Raw genomic sequence first — 18,079 nt, forward strand, 5'->3', positions numbered from 1 at the left:
CTTAGTTCTTTTTCGCGGCCGCTTGGTCGATCATCATCTGTACCGTGTTAAAGGATTTATTCGCTTTTGAAATACGCTCATCGTAGGCGGCGAAGCGTTCTGCCATGATGTCGTAACGGGTTTTGAGCGTTTCCATTGCGCTCTCCTTATCCTTTCTCAGATCTTTAGCATCTTGCTCGAGCGAATCTTCGTATAATTTCAAACGCGCACTTCCACCATCGACCAAACCGGCTAAAACTTTATCTAAACGGATAAAAATCCCGTCTTGGTGGGTCTCTTTACCCCCCATGCTTTTTACATCGCTCCCATAAAAGAAGTCTTGGGTGGCCTGGGGGTCGGTTTCAATTGCGTTTGTAAGCCTAGCCTCATCCAAACTCATTTTTCCATGCTCATCTAGGCTAATGCCGTACTTCATCAAGCTATCCACCCCTTTTGCACTCGTGATGCTGAAAGCGATGGCGTTGTTGATCGAAGAGCGGATGGTGCGGATGTCGCTCACCCCATTAAAGACCCCGGCGATATGGGTGTCCGGATCGTAGCGGGTGGTTTCATCTAATTTTGGCATCAATTCGTTGTAGGCTTTGACAAAGGCCTTAATGTTGTCCACGATTGCCTTGCTGTCTCTAGTGATGCTCACAATAGCGGGTTTGCCCGGATCGGTTTTGGAAAGTAAGGTCAAAGACACCCCATTGATCACATCGTTGACCTCATTGGTGGGGCGGGTGATGGTTGCGCCGTTGTAGGTGAATTTGGCATCTTTTGCTCTTTGCAAGTTTTTAAATCCAAAAAGACCATGGATTTTGGCGTAGGACTGACTCAAGCCCTCGCTCAAGCCCAAGTTAGACACCGCCGCCTTGCCCGCCACCCCCACGCCTGTAATGCGTAACTCTCCGCTGTCGCTGTTTAAGACCAACTTCCCATCTGCGCCTAGGGTGGCATGTAGACCATCGATAGTATTGATGGCCTGGACAATCGCCCTGCCATTGTCATCGCTCGAGCTGGCTACAGAGGTGATCTTGGAAAGGTCGATGGCGTGCCCATTGAAGTTCACCACCCCCTTCATTTTCCCGGAGGGGATGCCTGTGGTGCCCTTGACTAAATCATCGGTGCTCGAAGTGGTGTTAGCAAAGCCCAGCTCAGCCATCTTAGCCCCACCCACTTCTATGCCAAACCCCCTGCTATCATTGAGGATCAAAGACTTGCCATCGTTGATTAAACCTACATTGAGCTGTCCGCTCTCTAAGAGAGATTTTGTTTCAGGGTTGGCTTCTAAAGCCTTTTTGATCGCCTCTTGCAGGGCTTGGTTTTTGTTCTGCACAGGGGTTTTGGTGTTGATATTCAAGGTGATGGGGATTTTCACCTCTTGGCCCTGTGCGTCTTTTACTTTGATGAAAAAATCGTCCTCCGTGTTCTTGCCCGTGGCTGGGTCTGTGCCGCCTGCTGTCAAGGTGATGGGGGCATCGCTACTTAAATGCGAGATCACGCTGGTGCCGAAGTAAATGCGGCTATTGGCTCCTTGATTTTTGCTGTTAAGCATGAGTTGGTAGGGCTTGTCCCCCCCTGTTTTCATCACAATGCCTAAGACATTGCCATCGGTTGTATCCGTGATCGCCTGCGCCACATCGCCCAGGCTCATCCCGGCCTTGATGTTGATAGTGTAGTTCTTGCCATTGGTGTAAAAGTGCAACTTGGTGTTGGCTTGGCTGAAGGCATCGTCTCGATCCCTAAAGTGGGTGGCGACCTCGTTGATGTCACCCTGCGCCAAGTCTTCCACCTCGACTTTAATATTTTGCACGGGGATACCCGGACTCACCGTGGCTTTAATGGCTCCACCGCTCACACTGCTGGTGCGGCTCGTGTAGGTGGAGTAGTCAGTGAGCGCATTTACGGGAGCTTTGAGATTGGAGATAAGGGTTTTGATTTCAATAAGGGCTTTTTGTTTTTCAACATTCGCCTCCATTTTCTTTTCAATGGGGGCGACCATCATCTGCTCATCGGCTTTTTTGAGTTTATCGATCACATCGTAGTTTAAAACCTTGCTGCCAATCCCTAATGAACTAAGTTTTCCAATTCCCATGTGTTGCTCCGGTGCGCTCTAGCCTTTTTTGTCAAAAATGATCCCTAAAATATCGCGCATTTTCTCGGTTAATTTGATGGCCTCTTTGGAGGGGATTTCACGGATGATCCGATCCCCATTGCTATCCTTGATCGTTACGACCAAGCTACGCAAGACCTCGTTATAACTAAAGGTCAAATTCGACTCCATGCGCTTCATCTTCTCATTGAGCTCTTTTGTCAACGCCTGCAAATCCTGTTCCTTCAAGTGAGATTCTTCATCTTTGGTGTGTTCGGATTTGCTCCTATCAATAGAAGACACCTGCTGTGGGGTTTTTAAATTCATTGCATGTGTGTGGGGTAAATCTAATTGTGTGGTGTTGATGTGTGGGGTGATGCTTGCAATCTCTGTAGACATAGACACTCCTTTAAGCCCTAAATCGGCACAGCGTTGTTTTTATTTATGTTTTGGCGTTATTGGAGCGGGGGTTTTAGGCTACTGGGTGCGGGCAATGATCTCCAAAGGATTAATGTGTTTGTCTTTGAGGGTAACCTCAAAGCTCAAGCGTTGGTCGATGCGCCCGATCACATAACCCTTTTGCACCCGCAGACCGTGCCGAATGGTGGGGGCGATTTTGTCCAGCTGGGAGTAAATGGTGTGCATGCCGTCTTTATGCTCAATGATGATGACCTTTTTTAAGATTGGTACTTCCTTGGCATACACCACCCGCCCATCAAGGATGTTGCGCACCACTGCGTTGGGCTTGGTGGACACCAAAGTGACCGATTCGTTAAAGACCTTGAGTTTATACACGGGGTCAAAGTAGGGCCCAAATTTTTGCACAATTTTATAGCTAGCTAAAGGGGCGATGGTTTTTGGCCCATTGTAGGCGGTGGTGCTGATGTCCCTGTAAGAGCTCGCCACTTGGCGCACCTCTAGGGGGGCTTGCAGTCCTGCAGTGGTGTGGACTTGCTCTTGGGGGTGTTTTTGGTGCTCGAGCTCTTTTTGCTTGACAATATTTAGAGAGGCTAAGAGTTTGTCTAACCCCTTGCGTTCCTTGTCTAAATTTTCTAGCTTTTTATTGTAAAGGGCGAGTTCCTCTTGCATTTTAGCGATCACATTCTGTTGCTTAGCAACCATGTCTTGTAGATTGTGTTTGCGCTCTTTTTGGGCGGCGATGGTCGCGCCCATTTGACTGATGTTTTTTGTAATTTGGGCGATACGGGCATTGATCTGCTCCTCTTTAGCATTCAAGTTGGCAAGGCGTGTGCGTGAGTTGCGGTTCAAATACTTAAAGGCGGTTTGGAGCATGATGTCCTCAGTGGTGGCCAAATCCTGTTTATCTAGGATCATCACAAATAAAATGTCCTTTAAGAGAATGCTCGTTACTGAGTCTTGGATTTTACTGCGGCTCTTTTGTAGATTCTCCAAAAAGAGGCGATTTTCCTCCAAAGATTTTTCTTGGGCTTGGTTTTGGACTTGGTTCTTGTCAATGTCCCTTTGGATGTCTTGTATTTGTCTAGAGAGCTCCTGGCTTTGGCGATATTTTTGGTTAATGGCACTACCTAAGAGGTTGAGACGATTGCTGATCTTGCTCTTTTCTAGGGCTGTGGCTTTGAGTTTATTTTGACTCAAAGTGATGTTCTTATCAATGTCTGCGACCGATTGGCTGTTTAGTGCTCCCAACGCTAAACAACACACCAAGAGTACCGCTCTTTTTTTCATGCCACAACTCTCCTTCGGATGACAACGATCCATACACAAAACAAGGACACAACCACTGAGATGAATAAAAAGATCAAGGTGTCCTCTTGCCACACAAATAAACGGCCGTTGATCTCCAACACTTGAGCAATGGTTTGGAAGCGATCCTGCAAGGACAGATACAAGCTCCCCACAAACACCACCCCGCTAGCGATCGCCGAGTCGATCAAGGCAAGCCTAAACAAAAAGCCATTTTTGATCCGCATGGGTGCGCCCAACAAGTCCATGATCTCGATGCGCTTGGCGTATTGCAAATGCCACACACTGATTTGCTTGACAAGCAAGAGAATGGATAGCACGCCCACAATGGATGCAAAAATAAGCGTATTTTTTTTGAGCAAAAGCAATAGGCGGTATTCTTGGTCATGGGTCTTGCTAAAGACCTCCACCTTCTCCACACCCGGGATTTTTAAAAGCCGTTGGTTGATTTGGTTTAGTTGCTCTAAGGTGGGGAATAAGGACAATTTGAGCGAATAAAAGAAAGGCAGGTTCTTTTTAAGATTGGCAATGCTCGTCGCATTTAAATTCTGCTTCAAGTGTTCTAAAAGCGTATCGGGGCTGATAAGGTCTAAGGATATGCTGCTTGGGATGTTCTGGCGAATGAATTGTAGGGAGATCTTTTGGTGGCTCACGATGGTGATGGCGTAATTCTTAGACAGCTTTTCCTCACGGATATGCACCGCCCGCTGGATAAACAAAATGCTCTCCAAACTGAATAAAAGAGCGATTAAGGGCAGTAAAAAAGCCAAATGCTCCTTAAGTGTATTCATGCACCTCTCCATCCTTGATATAAAGCTTGCGGTAAGGGATGTTAAGATTGCTAGGGATTCTGTGCGTCACCACCACAATGGTGATGTCTAATTGTTTGTTTGCCCCCTTTAGCAAACTCCAAATCATGTCGCTTGAGTAGTCGTCCAAATTGCCCGTGGGCTCGTCGGCTAGGATTAAAAAAGGCTTGTGGGCGATCGCCCTAGCCATCGCCACCCTCTGTTGCTCTCCACCGCTCAGCTCCAAAGGGTAGCGGTTAGACTTGTAGAGCAAATCCACATGCGCTAAAAGCTTTTCGGCTTGGATATTGCACTCCTCTTTTTTGTAGCCATTAATGATCATGGGCAATTTAATGTTCTGCTCCACCGTCCACTCTTCAATGAGTTTATAATCTTGAAACACCACCCCGATATTGCGTCTAAGCTCGTTGATAAAACCCTTAGAAGCCCGGTTCACGCTGATATTACACACCTCTAAATCCCCCCCCAAAATGGGTAAATCCCCGTATAAGGAGCGTAAAAGCGTGCTCTTCCCGCTCCCGCTCGCCCCAGAGATGAACACAAAGTCCTTTTGTTCTATCTTAAAATGCGCCCCCTTGATCACCCACTCATCTCTTTTATAGCCCAAAGACAAGTCCCGCGCAAAAATGATGCTTCCCAACTTTAAACCTCCTGTAAAAGAGCGCACAACGCTTCGTGGGCGTGGCACTGCGCCCTCGTATTAAAAGGTGCACCCCCCACATACTCCACGCCCCCACCCCCACGATCCCAACAAAGGATTTTATTCAAGGGGGAGCGCACATCGCCTAAACTCACCGCGAGTAACCATAGTTCCTTGTATTCTAGCACATCTTGGATATTTAGGAAGTGATCTTCCCCCATTTGGGGTTTTTCCTGCCATAAACGCGCTGCTTTTGCCCCCTTTGATTTGACATTTTGGGTTATTGGCAACAACAAAGGCAAGCTAGGGCGCGTGGATTTCGTGCTAGATTTCAAGCGCAAGTCGTAAATGTCCTTTTCTTGGCGTACCCAACGGGCTTCGTATTTACTCACCACCTCTTGGGGAGCGTTCTTGGCAATGGTGGCGTGGCAAGTGGGCGCATCCAAGGCGAGCTCTAGGCTGGACTTAAAATACTCCAAACTATCTGTTCTTAGCCAAATCTCCCCATGTGGGCGCAAAATGGCGAGCATGTTCTTTAAAGTGTGGGGGGTGAAAATGCGCCGATTAGGTTGCTTGGGCCATGGCATGGGAAAGTGTATGTCTAACCTCTCGCAATTTGGGGGCAACACCTCTAAAAGTGTCCGTGCATCGGCGTGGGCGATATAAAGGTTTGTGAGCCCCAAGAGCTCGATTTGGCGCAACACCTGCTCTATAGAGGGGGTATGCACCTCTAAGCCAAGATAGATATTTTCAGGGTTTGCCCGCGCTTTTTTAAGCAAGAAACGCCCCGAGCCAAAGCCAATTTCTAAATAAAATTTCTCGAAGTCAAAACGCTTAAAATCCATCAAAAACGCCCGATTGGGGCAGTAGCTTAGGGCTAAATTGCCTCTAACCTGCTTGCCATAATGGCTTAAAATCTCTAGGGCGTGTTGCAAGAGCCCCACGGGGATGGGGCGACTGGATTTCTCTCCCTTGCATAAAACCCCTCCCTCTTGTGTAATTTTGAGCAAACAAAAATCACTGGAGGGGTGTTGCACCCGTATCAGGCTCACTTTAGAGTCTCTTAAACTCTTGGCTTCATAGCAAAATTTAAAGCCCCCCTCTTCAAAGGGCATGGGCGGTGTGGCGAGCTCTTTGGCATAGAAATGGGGCATGCTAGCGATCCAAGCGTAGTTCCACTTCTTTGCTCGGGCGCGACTCCAGTCCAGCAGAGTCGATACTCACCACTTGGTAGCGGTATTTCTGTCCATTTTCCATGTGCTTGTCAATGAATTGCGTGGTGGTTAAGTTGCCAAAACGCAGAGGGCTAGAATTGGAATTACCATCAAAGCGGTAAACGGCATAGGATTTCACTCGCCCATCGCTCACTCCCTGCCACTCAATGATTGCCTGCCCATCCTCAATCGTGCCCTTGGTGATGATGGGCGTGGCAGGGCGTGGCAAAGTCATGCCCCTAGTGGCTTCAGCGGGCATCGCCCCCTCCAAGCCACCGCTATCCACCGCCACAACTTTATAAAAGCGTTGTGCCCCGTCCATATCCACCTCATCGGTGTAGTGAGGGACCTTTGTTTCGGCAATACTCTTAAAATGCCCATCTATGTGGTTTGTGGCATACACGCGGTAAGCAACCACATCACTTTGGTTTGAAGGAGTCCACGAGATCTCCACCTTGCGTGTTAAGTTGGTGCTCGCCTGCAAATTTGTAAGGGGCAGAGGCAGGGGCTTGGTTTGCCCCTCCACCACCGCGCTAGGCAGAGATTTTGCCCCATCAAAGTTCTCGGCAATCACCCGGTAGCGTTGCTTCACCCCATTGGGTAAATTCTTGTCAAAATACTCCACATACAAGCGGTTTTTCACCACTCCGATATTAGAAAACTTGCCATCAGGGTTCTGCCGTTGTACAATGTAGCGGGCAATACTGGGGTTGGGGTGCGGACTCCAAAAGATTTTAATCTCTTGGGAGCTTGCTTGACTTGCAAAAACTCTTTCTACGGGGTTGATATAAGAAGTGTGCACGGGGATGGTCGCTGACATTTGCGAAATACCCCCATTTTTACCAATGGTGGCGATTTGGTAGGTGTAGTCGGTTTGCGGGGTCAACCCATCATCGTAGTAATGCGTGGCTAGGGGGTTTTTAATGGTGGCAACCCGCCGGTAGGTTTGGTCTTTTTGCATGCGATAAATCGCAAAGCCTTCAATGAGCCAAGGCTTGTCAATCGCCTGCCACTCAAAGCCCACCGACTCCACATCATTAATGGTTCTAATGCCCTGCACCACAGGCAGGTTAGCGTTAGTCGCCTCTTGCTGTTGGCTGAAAGAGAGCGTGTCGTTCTTACGGGGGTGGGCACAACTGCTAAAAATCAGCCCCAAACAAATCAAAAATACGGCGTTCCTGTAAAAACCCATCCCACGAAACCTCTTGAAAATTATTTTGCAGATATTCTAGCATATCAGGTAAAATTTGGGCTTTAAAAAACAGGCTCTGCCCTGTACTCGGGTGGGTACAATACAGCAAATAAGCGTGGAGCAAAATCCGCCCATTGTAGCTGTTGGCTTGCCCATATAAAGGGTCGCCCACAATATGGCGGTTTAAACTCTCCAAATGGGCGCGGATTTGGTGCGTACGCCCGCTATAAAGCTTTATGGCTATGAGTTGTTGCCCTTTGGCGTTGGTGATAAGAGGCATAAATGCACTTTTAGACCACTTGCCCCCATTGATTTCTTGGCGCAAAGCGTCTAAATTTGTCATTTTTAAGCGGTTCTTAGGATGACGGCCTAAATGGCACTCTACTTTAATGGGCGCGTTTAAAGGCGTACTTAAAATGGCTAGATAATAACGCCCCATCTCTTTGCTTTTAAGTTGTGCAGCTAGGTGAGCGTGGGCATGGTTGGTTTTGGCAATGACGATCGCCCCGCTCGTGTCCTTATCAAGGCGATGCACAATCCCACAGCGCAGCTCCCCACTAAGGCTAGACAAAGTATAGCCCTTGGCTTGTAAATGCTCCATTAAAGTCAGTTCATACACTCCACGGGCCGGATGCACCACCAAATACGGCGGTTTATTCAGCACCAACAAATCCGCATCCTCATAAATCACCTCAAAATCTAAGGGTGCACAAACGGGCAATTCTGCTGCCTTTGGAGGCGTGAAAACCACCAAATCCCCCACTTTGAGCTTTAGCCCCCCCTTGTTGCAAACCTTGGCATTCACCTGCACACAGCCTGCCTTGATGCACCGCAGGGCTTGATTGGTTGCCACGCCCAACTGCGTGGCTAAAAAGCGGTCCAAACGCCCCGCCTCTCTGACGCATAATTCCTGCTCCATGTTATCCTTTCACCCCTATTTTAACAAAACTTTGGATATAATTTAAGTTTTAATTTTCATAATCATTTAAGGTTTAACAGGCCATGCAAACAATCACTGTCGCCCTCGTGGGGCAACCCAATGTCGGCAAAAGTTCGCTCATCAATGCCCTAAGCGGGGCGCATTTAAAAGTCGGCAATTTTGCAGGCGTTACGGTGGAAAAAACCCAAGTACAAACCATCTATAAAGATACACAAATCACCATCATAGATCTGCCCGGTATTTACGCCCTAAACGGCTTCACCCTAGAAGAAAAGCTCACCAGGAAGTTTTTAGACACCCAAAACTATGATTTAATCTTGAATGTCTTGGATTGCACAAATTTGGAGCGCAATTTGGCCCTAAGTGCCCAATTACTCAAACTATCCCATAAAACCCTGCTTGCCTTGAATATGTTTGATGAGGCTCAACAAGAGGGGCTAGAGATAGACACCAAGACCCTAGCGTATAAATTAAATGCCCCCTGCATCCCCACCTCCGCCTACAAGCACATCAACATCAACGCCCTATTAGACGCGATCATTGCCCTACACAACGCCCCCCAGCCCACCCACAAATCTCCAAACCCCGAGCTAAGGTCCACCCAAGCCGACCTACATTTTTGCAGACAACTTGCCAAAGAAGTGAGCAAGCAGACCAAGCCCACCCCCACGCGCAAGCTTGATCGTCTCTTTTTGCACGAGTACTATGGCCTGCCGATTTTCTTAGGCCTCATGTTCCTCGTTTTTGCTTTAAGCTTCTTTGTGGGTGGGCTCGGGCAGGATTTGGTGGATAACCTCTTTGCCTTTTTAAGCCAAAGTCTAAAAGAATACATTCCTAATGCCCAAATCGCCTCAATGCTTAGCGATGGCGTGGTGGCGGGCGTGGGGGCGGTGCTCTCTTTCTTACCCCTCATTGTCGTCTTGTATCTAGGTATCGGGCTTTTGGAGGGCACGGGGTATATGAGCCGTGTTGCCTTCTTGCTCGATGGAATTTTGCGTAAGTTTGGCCTGCATGGCAAGAGTTTTATCCCTCTTGTGACGGGCTTTGGCTGTTCCGTGCCAGCCTACATGGCAACCCGCACCCTGCAAAATCAACACGAAAAGTTAATCACTTTATTTGTCATTGGGTTTATGAGTTGCAGTGCAAGACTGCCCATTTATGTCCTCTTCATCGGCTCGTTCTTCCCCCAAAAATACGCCAGTTTTATACTCTTTGCCATTTACATTTTGGGGGCTTTGGTGGCGTTACTGATGGCAAAGTTTTTAAATTTGAGTGTTTTTAGGGGCAAGCAAGAGTCTTTTGTGATGGAAATGCCAAAATACCGCCTACCAAGCGCGAAAGTGCTTTTCTTTGGCATTTACACCAAGAGCCTTTCTTACATCAAAAAGGCGGGGACTTATATTTTGGGCGGTTCGCTTTTAATTTGGTTTGCCTCGCAATACCCCAAGCCAGATTTAGCCCCCTATGAAGCCACAAGGGCGCAGATTCAAAAAAACTCCCTAAGCCCTAAAGCCAAAGAGCAAGTCCTGCGGGATTTGCAGGACAAACAAGATCGAGAGATTTTAGAAAATAGCTTCGTGGGGCGCATTGGACGGGGCATTGATGGGGTATTTCAGCCTATGGATTTTGATTGGCGTTTGAGCGTGTCCCTTGTTACGGGCTTTATGGCTAAGGAAGTGGTGGTTTCCACTTTGGCGGTGTTGTATGCGGGGCAAAAAGAGCCACACGCCCTAAGACAGAGTGTGCGTCTGCCTTCAGCGATCGCCTTTATCGTGTTTGTCATGTTTTACATCCCTTGTTTTGCAGCAACCATCACCTTTGGCAAGGAGGCGGGGGGCTTTAAATTCGTGGTGTATCTCTTCGTTTTCACCACCGCAGTGGCGTATGTGTTCTCTCTCATTGCTTATGGGGTAACAAGTTTGTTTGTTTCTTAAAATATTGGATATTTTGAGAAAATAGAGACTAAAAACCTTGACTTTATTTTCTCATTTAGGCTATAATAATGATACAAACTAGGGAAAGGAGTTTTTATGTTGCCTCAAGAAACTGTAAAATTACTTAACGGACAAGTGATGGATGAGTTCTACTCTGCAAACCTTTACATGAGCATGAGCTCTTGGTGCTACACCCACGGCTTTGATGGGGCGGGGTTATTCTTATTTGACCATGCCAGCGATGAATACGCGCACGCCACCAAGATCATCACCTATCTCAATGAAAACGAAGTGGGCGTGCATTTAAAGGAAGTCAAAGCCCCCGAACACGAGTTTAAAGACCTTTTTGAAATCTTTGAAAAGGCTTATAAGCACGAACAACACATCACCCACTCCATCAACAACTTGGTGGATCACATGCTTGCCCACAAAGACTACGCCACCTTCAACTTCTTGCAATGGTATGTCGCCGAACAGCACGAAGAAGAAGTCTTGTTTAAAAATATCCTCGACAAAATCAAGCTCATGGGCGAGAGTGGGCATGGCTTGTATCTTGCCGACCAGTACATCCGCAACATTGTAAAAAAATAAGGCGTGCGCCCCCCATGGCCAATGTTGGCTGTGGGTCAAGAGAGCATGGCAGATGATTTAGGACGCGGGTTAAGTGGCAAATGCTTGAAATCATCCTTGCTCTATGTTTAAAACCATCTGCTCCTCCGTTTGTACCTCTGCGATCCATTTCGTGTGGTTGTCCTCAATGCGAGTTTTTGACTTTGAAGGGGGATCGCGGCTTCAAGCTAGCTCTATTCTAGAGGTGCGTTTAAACGCCTTGATATGAGAAAGTCATCTGCACCGGTGGTTCGGACTTCCTCTAAAAGGGGGCACCTTAAATACCGTTTGGTCAAGTTTGTTGTGTCATTCTTCTTGTTGTGCTTAGATTTGTAGTCGTTCTTGTGTCATTATCTATCAATATTCCAAAATTGCCCAAATACCGATCCACATTGCCAGTAATGGCATCAAAGAGCATCAAATCACTTAGGGTCTGCTTACCCATCACCTTCTCTACGCTCTCTTGTGCTTGTGCATAGATAAAGCCTTGTTTACAGACTTGCGAGCAAATACTCACAAATGGCTAAAAACCACACTTCTTGGCTTGTAAAGAGCCCACAGGCACCAAACCTTTCTTCATTAGTTGCTCTAACGCATAGGCCACACAATCTAAGTCCAAAGCCTTAGCCACTTGCGGCATATAGTGTTCGCATAAGTTGCCCCCTACGGTTCATCCACTCCACACCCCCTTGACTCGCTTCAATGCTCTTGGCACTCTTGCACAAATATTTCTTGGGCATGTCAACGGGGTTAAAGGGGTTTCGTAGAGATTGACACGAGCCCACGCATAAAGGTGCGCTGTTGGTGTGGACCACACAAAACTATTTTTTTTAAGTATAGAGTAACAGCGGATTTATGGATTTACGCTCTATAATTCACGCCAATAAGCGGTTTTCACCCACTCCATTAAGGTGCAGATAGTGTGGCAGTAGACGATCATTGAGAACTTAAAAGCGTAGGTTTTTGCCCTCGTTTAAAACTTCAAACTCTAAAAACAGGCGGTCTTTGTCGAGTAGGGTGTAGTGCACGGGTTTGATTTTATGCTTTTAGGTACACTATTCTTAAAGAATTGGGGGTCAAGAGGAGCGATGTCAGGTTGTGATCTATGGGCGGTTTTGAGGGCTATACCACGAAAATCTGAGTAGGCACTAACCTCAAACAAGGGGGAGGTCATTAGTTCATCTGCAGGGGAAGCGGGCTTGTGTTTAATGCCATAATGGGCTGTTTGTAGATAGCAAGAATCTCCTAACCACCTGCATCAACCTCTAAATTACAAAGCTTAGGTTTACTTTTATTGTTCGCAAAGCCAAAGCCGTCTTTGACCCTTTAAGTAGCTTAGTCTATAGGGGTTATTTGGAGTGCATGGGGCTTTTAGAAAATTTATTAACCCAACACGCCCAAAGGGGGGTGTATAGGGCGCATCGGGAGAAATGTTAGATTTTTGTGCTGCCATGTGCCTGAAAGTGGTTTTTCCACAAGCTAGAAAAACCACACATTGAACACATGGGGTTTTGGCAACAAGGGTTATCATGCGTTTTATCTGCGTCAAAGGGTGGTCTTGGATAGAGTTGGGGCTTGGAACCAATCCCGCGGTCTGTGAGCATAGTGCTGTCTAGATTTGTTGGCTGTTGTGCGCCGGTACGCCTAAAGGCGCACCAATTGCTGTAATCCTAATGTTTGTGGTGGTTTTAGTCCCACCTGTGTGTAGCGATAGGGTACACAAAAATGAATGCTCTGATGATAGCATAATTTTGTGGCATAAGTGCCACTATAAAACCGCGCTCGTCTGTATACGATTTTGTGGTAGCCTAGCCGAAAATAGCGATGCTCATGAGTGGTCTTTCCCGCATAGCCCGCTGGCTCTGTGCGCTTCTTTGCTCTCTAGCCTATTTTCTAATCGCTTTTGAGCACCCTGTAGCGAGGTTTAGAAAAATGGGCGTTGAATTGGTGTTCGTTGTTGGTTTTCTTTGCCTGCTCTAGCTAAGGTTTAACTCTTGTATTTTTTAAGCGCGCTTGCATGGCTTTCTTGTGCTTTTCAAATTGGTAAATCTGGAGCAAACACTCTAGAGTTTGGCGTGGTGAAGTGTGTTGGTGATAAAAAGTGGCTTGGGGTTGGTAGGGCTTGGATTAGGGTCAATGGCTCTTGTGTGGGATGTGCCTCTTGTTGTTGGATGAAACAAAATCAAAGGGTATTGTAGCGCAGTTTAGCAAGTGGAAGGGTGTGGGGGTTTTGGATTGGTTTGTTTTTGTTAAATACCTTAAACAAGGGCTTTTAAATGTCTAGAAATGCTGAATTAGAGATTATTAACCAGCTCTTTATATTCTAACAATCATGATAAAAGCTTTTTAAAGGACTATAAACGACAAAGAAAGTTCTCAACCTGCCACACCTACTCAACAAGAAATTAAAGGGTGTCCTTGCTGTAAATCTACTGAATTTGTTAAAAATGGCAAAAAGATTAAACAAAGGTTTTGTGAAAGGCATGCAAAAAACCTTCACCTACACTAACAACACTATTCTTTCTAGCACTTTTTAGCACTAAAAAAGACATTGACATTAAGGTTTGGCAAAAATTCATTCATTGTATGGTTAAAAAATATTCTCTAAGAAAAACCGCTAAGATTTGTCATGTTGATCTAACAACGGCGTTTCATTGGCAACACAAGATTTTAGATGTTCCGCAAAGAATACAAGATAGAGTGAAATTAAGTGGCATCATAGAAGCTGATGAAACTTGTTTCCCCACTTGTTTAGGCCATCACAAAAACTTTAAGTGACCACACATGGCTAAAAAATGAGATATGTAAGCTACCGAGTGTGGGTTATCCAAAGAATAAGTTTATGTGAAAAGCGGGGTCAACTTAGATGGAAAATCTGTTGCTAAGCCTTTTAGGTTTATCACAACTTTGTAAATTTTGTTAAAGATAATTATAGAGAAATAACTTTATTTGGACATATACAAAGTAGTGGATATATCAGCTTGAGCAAACGAGCGAAAAACAGAGAGTGTAGTTGAAAACCAAGAACATTTTGATATTCTTGGACAATCATATACGGAGTTTTTGTAGTATGTCAACAGCGATTAACAAAAATTTTTAGGTGGAGATTATGGACGAGCAAACCATAAATAAATTGAGGGATTTTATCTCTGGTCAAGAAATTAGAGAAAGCCCTGAAGAGAAAGAGGCGGTGCAACCATTTTTAAAGATACTCCACGAAGACTATGGTTATCCCAAAAATCTCATACAAGCACACCCACAATACAGGGTCAAGGCAAGTCCATCTGATAAAAAAGGTTATCCCATTGACATTGCTGTTTTTGAAACAATACAGAACGAGAAAAAGCTAAAAATTGTCGTAGAGTGCAAGAAAAAAGATAGAAAAGATGGAATAGAGCAACTAAAAGACTATCTTAGGTTTTGTGAAGCGCACATAGGCATTTGGTTTAATGGTAAGGAGAGTGTTTATATCCAAAAGATAGAGAAGTCTGGAAATATCGCTTTTGAAGAAATCACCGCCTTTCCCAAGCACAATGAAAAATTAAGCGAGATAGGAAAGTATCTAAGAAGGGATTTAAATCCCACGCACAACTTAAAAGAAATTTTTAAAGAGATTAGGGGGCGGATTGTCGCCAACAGCACAGGCGTGAATCGAGATGAACAAATCGCCAAAGAGATGATTTTATTGATCCTTTGCAAAATTTACGATGAGCGTTTTACTGCTCACGATCAAATGGTGAGATTTAGAGCATCGATAGATGAGAGTGATGAAGAAGTCAGCAGTAGAATTAATGGACTTTTTGCGGACATACAGCAGAAGTATGACGATGTTTTAAATAAACAAGATGCCATAACCTTTGATGGCAAAACTCTTAAATTAGTGGTGGGCAAGCTCCAAAATATTTGTATTACTGAAACCGACAGAGACAGCGTAGGGGATGCGTTTGAGGTTTTTATAGGATACTCGTTAAAAGGTTCTCAAGGGCAGTTTTTTACGCCCAAAAATGTAGTGAGATTAATGGTGGAAATTGTCGCGCCAGACAAAAAGCACACCATCATCGATCCAGCGTGTGGGAGTTGTGGGTTTTTAGTTGAGTCGTTAAAATACCTTTGGCATACCCTAGATGAAACCATTGAAAACGAAATTTCCAGAGCCGAAGAAAAGATGGCTTTGGCGATCAAGAACATTAGGGGAATTGAAAAAGACAGCTTTTTAACAAAAGTGGGCAAGGCCTATATGACCATTTTAGGCGATGGCAAGGGGGGTATCTTTTGTGAAGACAGCTTGGAATTGCCCAAAAATTGGGGCGAGCTCACAAAAAGCCAAATAAAATTAGAAAGCTTTGACATCTCCTTTTCAAATCCGCCCTTTGGAAAAGATATAAGAGTAACGGGCAAGGATAAACTAGCCCAATATGCGTTGAATTTAAATAAAAAGGAAGGCAATGTTTCAACGCTGTTTTTAGAAAGGAATTTACAACTTTTAAAAAAGGGGGGCAGATTGGCGATCATTTTGCCTGAAACCTACTTCCACGCCCCCAGCACAAGATATGTCAGAGAGTTTTTATACAAACACAATATCGAGTGGCTCATTGACATTCCCCACAACACTTTTAGACCGCACAACAACGCTAAATGTATTATCTTAATCCTCCAAAAGGACACCAAACAACAGAAATTTATCCATATGGCTGTGGCTGAATTTGCAGGACACGATCATAATGGCAAAGTGATTTATAATGTTGATGGTAGTGTCAAAGACGACACGCTGACAATTATTGATGAAGTGAAGGGAAGGGTAGATGAAAAGAAATACACCTTTGAAGTAGAGGCGAACAAGGTGATTAAGAGCGATATCTTAATTCCTAGATACTTTTGGAAAAGTAAAGAGTTTGAAATTGCAGACATTGCCCATAGAAAAAATCTAAACATGGTTTCTTTGCAAGAGTTGATCGATCATGCGTCTATTAGTTTTTTTGATGGGCATGGATCGCCTAGGGGAGAGCTAAAGGGTGAGGGTTCAATCCCCTACATAAGAGTTAAGGACATTGTGAATTGGCAGATTTACAAAGACCCCACCGCTATGATCCCTTCAGACGAATACGATAGGCTTTTTTCTAAGGCTAAACAACTCAAGCCAAAGGATATATTATTTGTCAAACGGGGGAGTTATAGAATAGGCAGCGTAGCAATGGTTTCTAAAAATGACACGGATGTCATACTGACAAGAGAAATATTAGTCCTAAGAGTGAATACACAAAATGCTGCAAAGCAATATGGGATAACACCCGAATATTTGTTATATGCGATGTCTCATATAATCACTTATAAACAACTTGAAAACAAAATTTTTATAGACACAACTTTACCAAATATTGCTGATAGATGGAGAGAGCTAAAAATCCCTATCCCTAAAGATGCCAGTCAGCTAGAACAAATCACAAAAAAGGTTAAAAGTGCCATCACCAAACAATGGGAATTTTTAAATATAGTTGATGATTTAAAAAATCACAATGATGTTTTCTATACTTGAATTGTCAACACTAAATATACATGTGGATTGAGTGTGGTGATTAACATCGAAGAGTGATGTAGAGCAGTGATCGATTTTCCTTCATCAAAACTCCTTAAAAAATCAATACTTTTTTACAAAATACAGCCTTGTATGCTCTAATTATCTCTAAGAGCATGCGCCTTAATCCATCTAGCACCGCCATCTTGGGAATTGGGGGGCTTTTGGGCTGTCCACTTATTGCAAAAAGTAGCGTTAACCGCTAAAGCATGGCAAAAATAGGGTGTGTCTAGATTGTATTTATTCTAGGGTCTTTGTCAGCTCAATCTTTGCCATCATTATTTAGGTCATTTGGATTGCTAGAGAACATTGTGGCGGACTTTGTAGAGTCTAGAGTCAATGAGTTGATCAAAGAAGATTTGGTTAGAACCTACATTCAAAGGGTGTTTGCTGACATGTGGGTTGGAAGATTTTTACTTGCATTTGCCAACCAAGAAACCGGAGGAGTTCTTAGAGCTTTTTTGAGGTGGCTGTACCCGCTTTGATGACCCCTACTTTGGGGAATGTACAAGTCGAAGAGGACATCTTGAGGCAGTGCCTTTAGCCCTCCTAGTGCAATAACTCCGTTTGTATGGTGTAGAGCAGATGATCGAATAGGCGCCAATGCGAGGCGGAAAAATGGTATTGCGTGTGGACAAGTTGGCGGATACGGTCAAAAACCGCGCCATCCACGAGCAAGACCATAAAGGTTTTGCCATAGCGGGCAAGGGGGACTAGGGTTTTTTCTTTGTAGATTTGAGGGCTGTCTATAGCCTTGTCAATGGCGAAGAGCAAGACATTGCGTAGGTGCTCGGATTTCAAATGGTATGCGCTCAAAGACTGGCTTAGGCGGTTATAAAGAGTGAAGGTGAGTTGACGTCTAGCGTTGAAATAGGCACTCTCACGCGCATCTTCGGGGGTTTTAGTGCCGACATCGCTCACCCCATAGCCCACCAAGAAGTGTCCGCTGGTGTGTATGGGAGCACTCTTCGCTTTAGGGGCTGGGGGTGGGGTCTGTATGTGGGCTTGGGACTTGGGTTCGGGCTTGGGCTCTACTTTGGGCTTAAGGCTTGGGGGGGGTTTGAGCCTATGGTCTAAAGCATCCATTTTGCGCTCATTGGCAGCCACAGCGTTTTTGAGTTGCTCAATTTGTTGCTCTAAAGCGTGGGTTTCTTTGGCCTGCTCTTTGTATTTTGCTTTCTTGGGGGGTGGGGGGGTGGTGTCGGGATCTGAGCTTTGGTATACACTGCAACCCAAAAATATAGACCCAAACAACACCCCCGCTAAAATCGCTCTTGTTGACAAAGTGTCTCCTTAACTTCAAAGTATAGAAAGTATAACGGAAGCATTATAGCACAGACTAAAACATGCTAGAATAGGGGTTATTTTTG

The 18,079-nt window shown here is 45.2% G+C and carries 12 protein-coding genes and 1 pseudogene; 4 read left to right on the forward strand and 9 right to left on the reverse strand.

Annotation, left to right across the window (positions count from 1 at the left end; all coding sequences use genetic code 11):
- Position 1: 1 nt before the first annotated feature.
- The 8 genes from fliD to AOG36_RS01415 all read right to left on the reverse strand — a co-directional run bounded on the left by fliD (position 2) and on the right by AOG36_RS01415 (position 8,573).
- Entirely contained in the window at positions 2 to 2,077 is a 2,076-nt protein-coding gene (gene fliD, locus AOG36_RS01380; RefSeq protein ID WP_015105963.1) for a flagellar filament capping protein FliD, read from the reverse strand.
- Positions 2,078 to 2,095: 18 nt separating this feature from the next.
- A complete protein-coding gene (flaG, locus tag AOG36_RS01385; RefSeq protein ID WP_015105964.1) occupies positions 2,096 to 2,473 on the reverse strand; it encodes a flagella length regulator FlaG in 378 nt (125 codons plus the stop codon).
- Positions 2,474 to 2,551: 78 nt separating this feature from the next.
- Positions 2,552 to 3,781: a murein hydrolase activator EnvC family protein gene (locus AOG36_RS01390; RefSeq protein WP_015105965.1), complete on the reverse strand. Its 1,230-nt coding sequence runs from the start codon at positions 3,779 to 3,781 to the stop codon at positions 2,552 to 2,554.
- Positions 3,778 to 4,590 carry a cell division FtsX domain-containing protein gene (locus tag AOG36_RS01395; protein WP_015105966.1) on the reverse strand — a complete coding sequence of 271 codons (813 nt, stop codon included), beginning with the start codon at positions 4,588 to 4,590 and terminating at the stop codon, positions 3,778 to 3,780. Before AOG36_RS01395 ends, AOG36_RS01390 begins: the two co-directional genes overlap by 4 nt.
- Positions 4,577 to 5,248, reverse strand: a complete 672-nt coding sequence (locus tag AOG36_RS01400) for a cell division ATP-binding protein FtsE (RefSeq protein WP_053825381.1) — start codon at positions 5,246 to 5,248, stop codon at positions 4,577 to 4,579. Before AOG36_RS01400 ends, AOG36_RS01395 begins: the two co-directional genes overlap by 14 nt.
- Positions 5,249 to 5,250: 2 nt before the next feature.
- On the reverse strand, positions 5,251 to 6,402 hold the full coding sequence (gene trmB, locus AOG36_RS01405) for a tRNA (guanosine(46)-N7)-methyltransferase TrmB (protein WP_015105968.1): 1,152 nt from the start codon (positions 6,400 to 6,402) through the stop codon (positions 5,251 to 5,253).
- Position 6,403: 1 nt separating this feature from the next.
- The gene (locus AOG36_RS01410) at positions 6,404 to 7,654 is read right to left on the reverse strand and encodes a fibronectin type III domain-containing protein (protein WP_197271770.1); all 1,251 of its coding nucleotides are present in this window, start codon (positions 7,652 to 7,654) and stop codon (positions 6,404 to 6,406) included.
- A complete protein-coding gene (locus tag AOG36_RS01415) occupies positions 7,602 to 8,573 on the reverse strand; it encodes an RluA family pseudouridine synthase (RefSeq protein WP_015105970.1) in 972 nt (323 codons plus the stop codon). The genes AOG36_RS01410 and AOG36_RS01415 overlap by 53 nt, the downstream gene beginning before the upstream one ends.
- Before the next feature lie 83 nt (positions 8,574 to 8,656).
- On the opposite strand from AOG36_RS01415, the gene feoB reads away from it, so the two are divergent.
- From feoB to AOG36_RS01430, 4 genes and pseudogenes are all read left to right on the forward strand, one after another.
- Positions 8,657 to 10,528, forward strand: a complete 1,872-nt coding sequence (gene feoB, locus AOG36_RS01420) for a ferrous iron transport protein B (protein WP_015105971.1) — start codon at positions 8,657 to 8,659, stop codon at positions 10,526 to 10,528.
- Between the two features lie 96 nt (positions 10,529 to 10,624).
- Positions 10,625 to 11,119: a ferritin gene (locus tag AOG36_RS01425; protein WP_015105972.1), complete on the forward strand. Its 495-nt coding sequence runs from the start codon at positions 10,625 to 10,627 to the stop codon at positions 11,117 to 11,119.
- Positions 11,120 to 13,413: 2,294 nt separating this feature from the next.
- Positions 13,414 to 13,972 (forward strand): annotated as a pseudogene (locus AOG36_RS08745) (transposase); the annotation flags it as partial.
- Between the two features lie 274 nt (positions 13,973 to 14,246).
- On the forward strand, positions 14,247 to 16,670 hold the full coding sequence (locus AOG36_RS01430) for an N-6 DNA methylase (RefSeq protein WP_015105980.1): 2,424 nt from the start codon (positions 14,247 to 14,249) through the stop codon (positions 16,668 to 16,670).
- Between the two features lie 588 nt (positions 16,671 to 17,258).
- Here AOG36_RS01430 and AOG36_RS08905 read toward each other — a convergent pair.
- Positions 17,259 to 17,993 (reverse strand): hypothetical protein, encoded by a 735-nt coding sequence (locus AOG36_RS08905; RefSeq protein WP_231630326.1) that lies wholly within the window; start codon positions 17,991 to 17,993, stop codon positions 17,259 to 17,261.
- Positions 17,994 to 18,079: the final 86 nt, after the last annotated feature.

It is taken from the genome of Helicobacter heilmannii (genome assembly GCF_001283065.1).
Taxonomy (GTDB): domain Bacteria; phylum Campylobacterota; class Campylobacteria; order Campylobacterales; family Helicobacteraceae; genus Helicobacter; species Helicobacter heilmannii.